Raw genomic sequence first — 1,157 nt, 5'->3', positions numbered from 1 at the left:
CTGATATCCAAGAAACCAAGAAAGTGAGCTTGACAGTTCGTTATCATGGAGCGGGTAGTCAAACGCCAGCTAATAATGTACAAACAGCAACGTGGACACGCACAGTAACGAAAGATAAGATCACAGGTACTGAAGTTTCGGCTACAGCTTGGACCAGTGACAAAACTAATTATGATGCTGTGCCATCCCCAGTGATTCCAGGTTATAGGGTAGATGTTGCGACTGTTCCATCAGAGACAGTCACTCAAGAGGATATTGTCAAGGATGTGCATTACACTATCCAAACGCAACGAGTGACTTACACGGTCGTTGATGATACAACAGGTACGACTCTAGAACACCAAGTGGAATTAACGACTGGTGAGTCGGATGCAGCTCTTCCAGCAGCAGCGCAAAGGAAATACGATACGGTTGTATCAGCTTATCTGGCCCAAGGCTATGAATTGGTTTCAAAAGACCCACTTCCAGCTAAGTTTGATCTTGATAGCAGTCATGATCAAAACGTGACGGTTCACTTGAAACACAAGGTAACAACATCTAGTGAGATTAAAACCGTTAAAGAAACCATTCATTATGTTTATAAGAATGGTAGCCAAGCAAGCCCAAGTCGTAGTACTTCATTGAGTTTTACTAGAGAAGTGAAAACAGATGAAGTGACAAAACGTTCCACTAAAGGAGCTTGGTCTCCGGTTACAGGAACGTTCGCAGCAGTAACCTCCCCAACGATTACAGGTTATACAGCTGATAAGCCAATTGTTGCAGCAGTAGAGGGGATTACAGGTGACAGCGATGATATCGAAAAGACAGTTGTTTATACAGCTAATCAAGAAAAAGCCCAAGTTCGCTATATAGATGATACGACGGGTGCAACTCTTGAAACAAAAGAATTAACTGGTGATTACAACACAACGGATGCTTACAGGACAACTGAAACAATTAAAAAATATACGGATAAAAATTATGAATTAGTTTCAGATAATTATCCAGCAGATGGTGTAACTTACAATACTACTTATCAAATTATCAAAAATTTGAAGTTCATCTACGTCATAAGACAGCTCCAGTTGAAGAAACAAAGACTGTCACAGAGACCATCAAGTATGTTTATGAAAATGGTGACCAAGCAGCTACTCCTAAAGTCCAAAAATTAGACTTTA

At 40.4% G+C, this 1,157-nt stretch carries 1 protein-coding gene and 1 pseudogene; both read left to right on the top strand.

Annotated elements, in window-relative coordinates; genetic code table 11:
- Positions 1 to 23 precede the first annotated feature (23 nt).
- Positions 24 to 956, top strand: a pseudogene (locus tag PCY71_RS14920) (cell wall protein); the annotation flags it as partial.
- A gap of 137 nt (positions 957 to 1,093) precedes the next feature.
- The coding region (locus PCY71_RS14915) for a hypothetical protein (protein WP_301412814.1) at positions 1,094 to 1,157 on the top strand (64 nt) is incomplete at its 3' end.

The organism is Streptococcus sp. SN3 (assembly GCF_030439905.1).
This window is presented reverse-complemented; position numbering and strand designations above follow the sequence as displayed.